This window comes from Streptomyces botrytidirepellens, assembly GCF_003721215.1.
Classification (GTDB): Bacteria; Actinomycetota; Actinomycetes; order Streptomycetales; family Streptomycetaceae; genus Streptomyces; species Streptomyces himastatinicus.
Genome location: NZ_RIBZ01000035.1, coordinates 1 through 9,239, shown reverse-complemented (window position 1 = coordinate 9,239; position 9,239 = coordinate 1). Strand labels below are relative to the sequence as shown.

General features: G+C 67.7%; 2 protein-coding genes and 3 pseudogenes. 2 read left to right on the top strand and 3 right to left on the bottom strand.

Annotated elements, in window-relative coordinates; genetic code table 11:
• Window positions 1-150: 150 nt before the first annotated feature.
• Window positions 151-1,038, top strand: a pseudogene (locus EEJ42_RS02420) (IS701 family transposase); the annotation flags it as partial.
• A 358-nt stretch (window positions 1,039-1,396) separates the two neighbouring features.
• Here EEJ42_RS02420 and EEJ42_RS50150 read toward each other — a convergent pair.
• From EEJ42_RS50150 to EEJ42_RS02400, 3 genes and pseudogenes are all read right to left on the bottom strand, one after another.
• Window positions 1,397-1,816, bottom strand: a complete 420-nt coding sequence (locus EEJ42_RS50150) for a hypothetical protein (RefSeq protein WP_148081828.1) — start codon at window positions 1,814-1,816, stop codon at window positions 1,397-1,399.
• 371 nt (window positions 1,817-2,187) lie between these two features.
• Window positions 2,188-5,595: pseudogene (locus EEJ42_RS02405) on the bottom strand (DUF6531 domain-containing protein); the annotation flags it as partial.
• A gap of 1,896 nt (window positions 5,596-7,491) precedes the next feature.
• Window positions 7,492-8,306: pseudogene (locus EEJ42_RS02400) on the bottom strand (IS5 family transposase).
• Window positions 8,307-8,398: 92 nt separating this feature from the next.
• On the opposite strand from EEJ42_RS02400, the gene EEJ42_RS02395 reads away from it, so the two are divergent.
• Complete coding sequence (locus EEJ42_RS02395) at window positions 8,399-8,845, top strand: DUF6228 family protein (protein ID WP_246095981.1); 447 nt, start codon at window positions 8,399-8,401, stop codon at window positions 8,843-8,845.
• Window positions 8,846-9,239 lie beyond the last annotated feature (394 nt).

Sequence of the window (9,239 nt, the reverse complement as noted above, 5' to 3'; positions counted from 1 at the left end):
TCACGCCCAAGTAGGCCAGTCGCAGCAGCACGGTCGATCATCATGACGCGCCGGCTACCAGCCACGCGAGAGCACCGACTCGAACGACGAGGCCGACCACCGCCGGTCCAGGTGCATCCCTCCGACCAGGGCGGATGACATTCTCGGCAAGCGCAGGTCCAGCGCCAGTACTCCGGAACCGCCGGCCGGACCGAGAACTGCCAGATCGGCGTCTTCGCCGCCTACGTCTCCGCCCGTGGCCGGGCTCTGGTCGACCGCGAGCTCTACCTCCCGAAGTCCTGGACCGAGGACCGGGAACGCTGCCGCACCGCAAGGGTCCCCGACGAGCGGGAGTTCGCCACCAAAGGCGAACTGGCCCGGCACATGGTGCTGCGGGTCGTCGCCTCGCCGCTGCCCATTGCCTGGGTCACCGCGGACTCCGCCTACGGTCAGGACAACCGATTCCGCCGGCTGCTGGAACAGTCGGGTGTCGGCTACGTGCTGGCCGTGCCCAAGTCCCAGTTCAGCGTGGGCTGTTCGCGGATCGAGGGCCTGTTCGCGCAGGCCCCGGACGAGGTATGGCAGAAGATCTCATGCGGTGACGGCGCGAAGGGGCCCCGCGTCTACCACTGGGCAGCGGTGCGGCTGCCGGCCGTTGCCGAGTTCGACTATCAGGGCGAGGTCCCTCACCGGATGCGGTGGGCACTGGCCCGGCGCAGCATCAGCAAGCCCGACGAGATCGCCTACTACCTCGCCTACGCGCCCCTTCAGGTCACCGTCCAGGAGCTGGTGCGGGTCGCCGGCACACGCTGGGCGATCGAGGAGTGCTTCCAGGCCGCGAAGAACGAATGCGGCCTGGACCATTACGAAGTCCGCCGCTACGTGGGCTGGTATCGGCACATAACTCTGGCCATGCTCGCGCACGCCTTCCTGTCCGCCACGGCACACCAGCCCTGGGAAAAGGGGGCGCAACAGGTGAGACACCCGGGGCCATCGGGCTCACAGTGGCGGAGGTTCGGCGACTCCTGGCAGCTTGTCGTGCCCGACCCCCGCACCTGAGCGGACACCGCGGACGACACCACGCGCTGAGCTGGTCGAACTGGCGCCGCCGACGCCAAGCAGTCGCCCGCCGCTGTCACTACCTGCGGCGTTGTCGCACGATCGAGGGGCGCTCTCCGTGAGACCGCCCCCGCACGATCGAAGTCCCGCTACACTCCCGCCACCCGGCGAAAAGACCAGGTCAGACAGCGAAATCCTGCTGGAGTACTAGGAAGAACGGGCCAGCCAGCGACGTTCTCTCAACGGAGATCATTTCCCACTCACCTCGCCGACCGGCTTGGCCTCAATGGAACCCAGAGTGCTCTCGACCTCGGCACGGGCACCGAGGCTGTCGCCATCCCTTGGGCCGGGCGCTTATTCACAGAGGGTAGTAGTCTCGCGGGAAGACGGAGACTCCGTGAACCTCTTCGTCGGGATCATCCGGGGCGGGCGTGAAGAGTGCAAATCCGAGGTCGGTGAATTCGACTCCTTGGTCATCTTCCGATCCCTCAACGCCGTGTTCCCTCAAGTCTCCGAGGACATGCCGGTAGGGGCGGCCAAAGAGCGGGACTCCTTCATGTGTCACCTGTGCTTCCGGGGTGACCTCGATGAATTCCAGGGAATCCTCTTGGTCGAAGGACAGGAGTAGTCCCTTCTCTGTGAAGTGGTCAGTTGGACTCTCTGAATCGCCCCGCTGGAATGATGTGAAGGACCCCAGCCTCTCGCGCAGGCCGGTCCTGGGCTCGCCGAATCGAACGGAGTCGAGCCCTTCGTTCGGGACGATTGTGTAATGCGTCATTCCGTTCACCAGCCCTTGGGGAGGAAGTAGATCATTTCTTTGATTGCGTTGTCGTATTTGTTGCCGAACTGCCGCCTGACGTCGGCAATGTCCATATTAATGGCGTCGCGGTAGCGGTTCTGGCTGATGAGATTTCTCTGCTGTGCGCGATGTGACATTGCGGCTCTGCTTCGCCCCCAGCTGGCTGTCCTGTAGTGATCCACCTTATCCATTTGGATGGCGGGCCCGCGGTCGCGCGTGATGCCGTTGATCGAATCTGGCGGCATGTGGTTGATCTCGGTACCCGGAATGTTCCTCTTGTAGTCGGTGGCCGGGTCCTTGAGTTGCTTGTACCTACCTCCTCGATATACGTGGCCTGGTGGGGCGTAATCCGGGGCCAGGCCGAAGGGGTCGGTCCAAGTATGGGGGTTGTGGACGTAGGTGACTGGATTGGGAGCCGGCGTGAGGCCCAGGGGGTCGGGGGTGAGGTAGCGGGCGGTTTCGGGGTCGTAGTGGCGGTGGAGGTTGTAGTGGTGGCCGGATTCCAAGTCGTGGTATTGGCCTGGGAAGCGGAGGGGGGTGTACGCGGTGGCGTCGGCGTTCCAGGTGGTGGTGCCCCAGAGGGTCGTGCGGGACTGCCACGCGGTGTGGCCGGTGTCGTCGACGAGGTGGGTGGGAGTGCCGATCAGGTCCGTGATGATCGCGTAGAAGCGGGTGTCGATCTCGTCCTGGGGCGCGTCGGCGGTCGGCGTGTAGCAGGTGGTCTGGGCGAGGGGAATCAGACCGCTCTGGTCGTGGTCCCAGGTGAGGTTCTGCCGACCGGTCCAGTCCGTTGAGGTCGTGCTTTGCTCGATGAGGGTGGCGCCGTGCCAGGTGAAGTGGGTTTCCTCGGCGACCGTGCCATCAGCGGCCAGACGCTGTTTGGCGGTGCGCCGGCCGAGGGGGTCGTAGCGGTAGCGCCAGGTGGTGCCGTCGGGGGTGACCACCTGGGTGAGGCGGTCTTCGCTGTCCCAGGCGTAGCGCCATGTGTCGGGCTTCTTTGACAGGCGGGTCTTCTGGCGCAGCGTGCTGCGGCCCGCGGCGTCGTATTCGTAGCGGGTGGTGCCCGCGGTCCGTATTCGGGTGCCGGTGTAGGCGCGTTCGCCCGTCGCGTCCGAGCCGGGGTGCTGCTGCGGCCAGGTGGCGTGGGTCTGATTGCCCGCCGGGTCGTAGGCGTAGGTCTCCTGCCAGGTGGCGGCCTGTACCTGGGTGACGCGGCCGACCGGGTCCAGGGTGTAGCGGCTGGGCCCGGCCGTGGTGTCCTCGATACCGGTGAGGTAGTCGTCGTGGCGCCAGGTGTAGGTGCGTCGCAGCAGGCTCCGCGGGCCTGCGGTGCAGGACTGGCCGATGAGGCGATCCGCCGGGTCCCACACCTGAGCCAGGGACAGCCCTCCGGCCCAACTCCGTTGGGTTTCACGGCCTGACGCATCATGGGTGAATGTCAGCTCCCTGCCCCCGGTGGTCAGCGTGGTCCGGTTGCCTGCCATGTCGTACGCATAGGTGGTCTCCGCCCCTGCCGGGGTACGGCGGGAGGCGAGCCGCCCTGCCGCGTCGTAGGCCAGGTACAGGGTGCGGTCGTCCACCGTCTCGGACAGCAGACGGCCGGCGGGGTCGTAGGTCCGGGTCAGCTCGGTGTCCTGGCCGACGGCCCCGAGTAATTCTCCGGCCGGGCCCCAGCGGAAGGTCGAGACCTGCCCGGCGGCGTCCTGGACCGCCACGCGGCCCAGGGCATCGTAGGTGTAGCCGGTGCGCTGGCCCAGCGGGTCGGTGCGCGAAACGAGTTGGCCCGCCGCGTCGTGCTCGTAGACCACCTGACGACCGTCGAAGTCCGCCTCCGCTAGGAGGTGGCCTGCCGCGTCGTAGGTGTAATTCCAGGTCAGGCCCTGGGGGTTGGTGACCTCGGTCAGCCGTGTCGCCGCGTCGTAGGCGAAGGTATAGCGGGCCCCGTCCGGGTCGGTACGGGCGGCCAGCAGGTCGAAGTGGGTGTACTCGAAGGTCGAGGTGCCACCGATGGCGTCGGTGTGGGAGAGGCAGTTGCCCTCGCCGTCGTACGTCCAGGACTCCGCCGATCCGTCCGGGCCGGTGCGGCGCAGGAGTCTGCCTTCCGGGGTCCATTCGTAGCGGGTCACCGCGCCCAGTGGGTCGGTCTCGGTCACGACGCGGCCGAACGCGTCCCGCTGGTAGCGGGTGGTGGCGCCCAGCGGGTCGGTGATCTCGACCGGGAGCCCGGCCCCGTCGCAGCGCACCCGGGTCGTCGCGCCCAGCGGATCGGTGATAGCGAGCAGGCCGCCGTGGGCGTCGTAGAGGTAGCGGGTGGTGGCGTCCAGTGGGTCGGTGAGCGAGGTGCGGTTGCCGGCCGCGTCGAAGGTCTGCTGCCACACTGCGCCGCCCGGGTCGGTGATGCGCACCGGGTTGCCTTGGGCGTCGAGCACCGCGCCGATCTCGCTGCCGTCCGGCCGGATCACCGCCGTCAGGTGCCCGCGCTGGTCGTAACGGAAGCCGGTGGTGCGGCCCAGGGGGTCGGTCTCGGCGACCGTACGGCCGGCCCCGTCGTACGCAGTGCGGCTGACCGCGCCGCCCGCGTCGATCTCCCCGGTGACCTGGTGCGCCTCGTCGATCAGATAGCGGGTGACCGCACCGTCCGGCGAGGTCAGGGTGGTGACTTTCAGGCCGGGGAAGTCCGGGTCCGCCCCGTCGTAGTCGATGCGGAAGGTGAAGTGGCCGCCTTCGCCGCGCTCGGCGGTGACCCGGTCGCGCTCGTCGTAGGCGTAGGCGTACCAGCGGTTGTTGGTGTCGGTCCAGGACGTGATCCGTCCGGACCGGTCGTAGACGAAACGCAGGGGCAGCCCCGAGGAGCCCGTCGTCTCGGTGAGGTGGCCGTCGGTGTAGCCGTAACCCACCACCCGGACGTCCCCTGCGTACAGGCCAGTGATCCGTCCGCTCTCCGACGTCAGCCGCAGCCGGTAACCGCCGCTGTGAAGAATCTCGATGGGCGTTCCGGCAGCGTCGTAGGTGAAGGTGATGCGGTTGCCGTTGCGGTCGGCGATCTCCCGCAGGAGCGCCAGCGCCCCGTCGTGGCACGGGGTGAAGGCGCGTACGAGTCCGGCCTCCGGGTCGGAGACGGTGTACGTACCGCCGTCCGCTGTCCGGGACAGCGGCCACCGCGGCCCCTCCGCGGGCAGGACCGCGGTGCCGCCCGGTACCGGGTGCGGATAGGCCAGCAGCAGACCGTCCTCGGTGAAGAACACCACGCCCTGTTCATCGAACTCCAGCCGCTGGTCGGCCGTCGAGGCCCAGGTCGGGCCGAACCACCGCCCGGCGCGGTACCCGGAGTCCACCCGGCGGGAGAACACCAACGGCAGCACACCCGGCAGCACCACATCCGTCTGCGGCAAGAACATCCGCCCGGTCGCCAGGTCCACCGGGTCCGTACGGCCGTGCCGCACCCGGTCCCATGTACGGGAGAACACGCCCCGGCCACCGCCCCGGAGGGCGCCGCGCGCCCACTGCATCGTCTCGCGCGCCGCCAGTCTGGCCCCGACGCGGGAGGCGATCGGGGCCAGGGCGCGCGGGGCCAGGCCCATCAGCAGCGTCTCTGCCAGCCCTCCGCCCATGGCGAGTTCGAGCGGCAGCGCGTACGGCATGGCGAACATGGCGAGGGTGAGGAGGAGGGGAAGGCCGACCTCGAGGATCTTTTCCAGGAAAAATTGGTCGGTGCCCAGGATGCGGTAACCGGAGAGGGGAGCCTCGCCGTCGGCGATCGCCGACCAGCGGGACAGCAGCAGGGCGCCGACGACGAGGCTGCCCGCGCAGACGGCGATGCGGAACTGGACCAGGGCCAGGGTCTCGCCCAGTGGGGACGCGTTCGCTGTCCGGTAGCCGTGTACGGCGGAGATCAGGCGCCACAGCGTCAGGGCCAGCCCGGCCAGACCAACGCCGACTAGGACGTGCAGCCCGGTGCCTTCGGTGAAGTACTCCCGCAGATTTTTCGTGGACGGGAAGGAGCCCACCACCAGATACACCAGGGAGGGGATGGCCAACAGCAGGCTGAGCACCAGAAGAACCTTCTCGTGCCCCGGCAGGCGGGGACGCTGCTTCCGGGCCCGGTGCCACAACTGCCGGAAGGTCACTCCATGCCATGTCTCCTGGCTGTGGGTCGCATCCATCTGCCGGCTCTGCCGCGTGACCGACTCGCGCAGCGGCTGCAGCTTCCCCTCGCGGGTACAGGGGTGTNCGCGCAGCGGCTGCAGCTTCCCCTCGCGGGTACAGGGGTGTGCCGCGGCGTACAGCAGCGCTCTGCGCTGCCGGGCGTAGCCCATGGCGATGATCCAGGTGGCGGGGAGGTGCAGCAGGGCGTATCCGAAGAGAGCTTCCGGGGCGGCCCGGCCCTGGCGTTCGGCAGCCAGCGCGACATCTGGCTCGCGCCGACGGCCTAGGCGGGACCGGCGCAGATCCCAGATCCAGGCGGCGGTAAGGCACCCCAGGATGATCCACAGCCCCCAGTTCCCGGCCAGCCTCTCCCGCCACTCCATCGCGGTGTCGTCGCCCGGGAAGGCCGCAGCGTAATTGGTCACCCAGTGGATCGCCACCGCCCCGGCCATCGGCACCAGCGCCGCGACCCGGGGCAGTGCGCGGGCACCACACCACAGCAAGCCCACCGCCAGCCCGCCCAGCGCGCTGGCGAAGATGTGCACCTCATAGGGGAGTACCGGCCCACCGACTTCGACGGTGCCGGTCGGTGAGGGAAACCAACTGCCGACGATCTGTCCGGGGCCGGGAACGTACGGGTGGTCGACCAGTCCCTCTGCGATCTGCCAGCCCCCCTCAGCGAAGGGAACGGCCTTACTCCCGGACTCGGCATACATCAGAAGCTTTTCCAGCAGACCGAAGCCCGCCCCAGCAGCGCCGCCCAGCACCACGAAGTCCGCCAGGCCCCACTGCATCCGCCCGCGCAGCGCCCACCCGGCGACCAGAAGCGGTGCGACCTTGATCAGCTCCTCCACCACCGGAGCCGTCGTCCACGACACCACATCCATGACGGCCGCCAGTGACTTCTCCTTCGCGGTCGCCAACTGGTGTGCCACCATCAGCTCCAGCAGCATCGAGAGCACACCGCAGCCGTACGCACCCACCCCGAAGGCGAGAAACACCGTTGGCCACCGCACCGTCCGCACCGGCCAGGACAGCAACAACAGCTGCAACACAGCCCACACCGACGCAGCAGCCATCCAGAACCCCACGCCCCGCAACCCCCTCCAACGCTGCCATTGATTCGTCACGCTAAGTCGAACGATCGTCACGTACAAGGGGCCTCAATGGGCGCGCAGTACATGGGACCTCGATCTTCGCATTCGACAGGGTCAGAGAGATGACCTTGGAGGAGACCTGGCCGACGATCCGCGCGCAGGCGAAGACCGAGGGCGGCGAGGTGCCCTTCGCCGACCAGGTCGGCTCCGCTCCGACCAGGTCACCGGCTGTACCTGGGGCGCCAGGGGTGCATGCCGATCGTCCGTTGCACGGGCAACCGCTTCTCCGTCAACGCGATGTCCGAGAGCAGCACGAAGGGCCGGATGTACTTCATGACGCGGCCCGGCTGGCGGTGAGCCAGTGGCGCCCCGGCAGGACTCGAACCTGCGGCCAAGCGCTTAGACGTGGTCTCATGTGGTGAGTCTGGCGAGCCGCTTGTAGCAGATCAGAGTGGCAGCAAGGCTGAGGAAGGCGGCGAAGTGTTGGCTCGCGTTCGTAGCGGACAGTCAGGCGCCGGTAGTTGAACAGCCAGGAGATGCTGCGTTCGATCTTCCACCGGTAGCGGCCTAGGCGTTCGCTCGATTCGATGCCGCGCCTTGCAATCTTCGGCGTGACGTTCCGACTCCGCAGCCAGCGGCGGAGTTCGGGGTAGTCGTAACCCTTGTCCGCGCAGAGCTTGGCGGGCCTGCGACGACGGGGCCCGCTACGCGAGCGCACGGCGGGGACTGCCTTGACCAGGGGCTTGAGGGCAAGGCTGTCGTGGGTGTTCGCAGAGGAAACGGCGGTGACCAGGCGCAGACCCTCAGCGTCGGTCAAGAGGTGGAGCTTGGCGCCGCGTTTGCCTCGATCGACCGGGTTCGGCCCGACGAGTTGGCCCCCCTTTCGCCCGGACCGAGGCGGAGTCGACCAGGGCAGCGGACCAGTCGATCACCCCGGCGGCACCGAGCCGGTCGAGAACCTCTACATGCAGGCGCCGCCACAAGCCGGCCCTGGTCCAGGCGGTGAACCGACGGTGAGCGGTGGCCGGACTCACTCCGAAGCAGGGCGGGAGCCGACGCCAGGCGCACGACGTGGTGAGCGCGTACACGATCGCGGTGAACACTATCCGGTCCTCCACCGGAGCCGTTCCGCCGCCCTGCCGACGGAGCCGGAACGGTGGTATCAGCGGCGCCGCTATCTCCCACAGCCCGTCAGGAACCAGGTCATGCTCAAGATCCACAGCCATGGTCGACGATCATGCCTCAGGGAATCTCCCCCATTGCCCGCCCGCCAGAAAACGACGTTGGGCCGTCCATCCTGGCCTTCTAACCTGCTCACGTGATCGACTACGACGAATCCGACAGTCCCAAGGTCCGGGTGGGAGACCCCGGACCGCGAACCGTCCACCTGCTGCTCTCCGAGCCGACCCGGCCGTATGACGACGAACCGACGCTCGACTTCCTTGTGAGAGCGCGCGGCCAATGGGTGAGTATCGAGACCTCGGTACGGACCTGGGACGGCGACGGCCTCGACAGCTTCCTCTCCGCGCTGGCCGAGGACTTCCGGGGTTGGAAGGGAGAGCGAACCTGGCACTCGTTGGAATACGACCTGACGATCTCGGCGGAACACCATTCCGGCGGCCGCGTACACCTGACGTGGGGCATTCACGACCGGCCTCCGGTCGAGCAGTGGCACTTCGAGACCACCACCGTGCACGCGGCTGGCGAGGATATGCGAAACCTTGCTGCCGAGGTCCGCAGCTTCCTCACGAACATGCCCCGGTAGCCGGAGCCCCTTCCCGCCCTGGCCACCACCACGTGAGACCACGTCTAAGAAGGGCCGCTCGACGCCGTACCCCTTCGGCGACTTCACTCATCAGCCTGTCACCCGCCGGAGAACACACAGGTCAGCGGTGAACCGCTGGAAAATAGTGTGCCAGGAACAAATAGCGGCCAAGGGTGAGGGAATTCCGCCAATTCTCGCTGGCCGGGGCAGGAGTTCGGATGCGTGGGGTGATGACGCCCGAACTTGGGGTGGGCGATTGGTCATTGCTCTCTCTGGCGGGAGGTGACGACCGGGTGGGTGGAACCGCTGTATGAAGCTTCCCCTTGTGACTGGACACCTGGAGACTGGGACGTGAGGTTCCAGAGGAAGTAGTGCCAGGTGGGTAGTCAGTACT

Coding starts and splice junctions, on each gene's coding strand:
- EEJ42_RS50150 (WP_148081828.1), bottom strand. CDS start 1,816: ATGACGCATTACACAATCGTCCCGAACGAAGGGCTCGACTCCGTTCGA.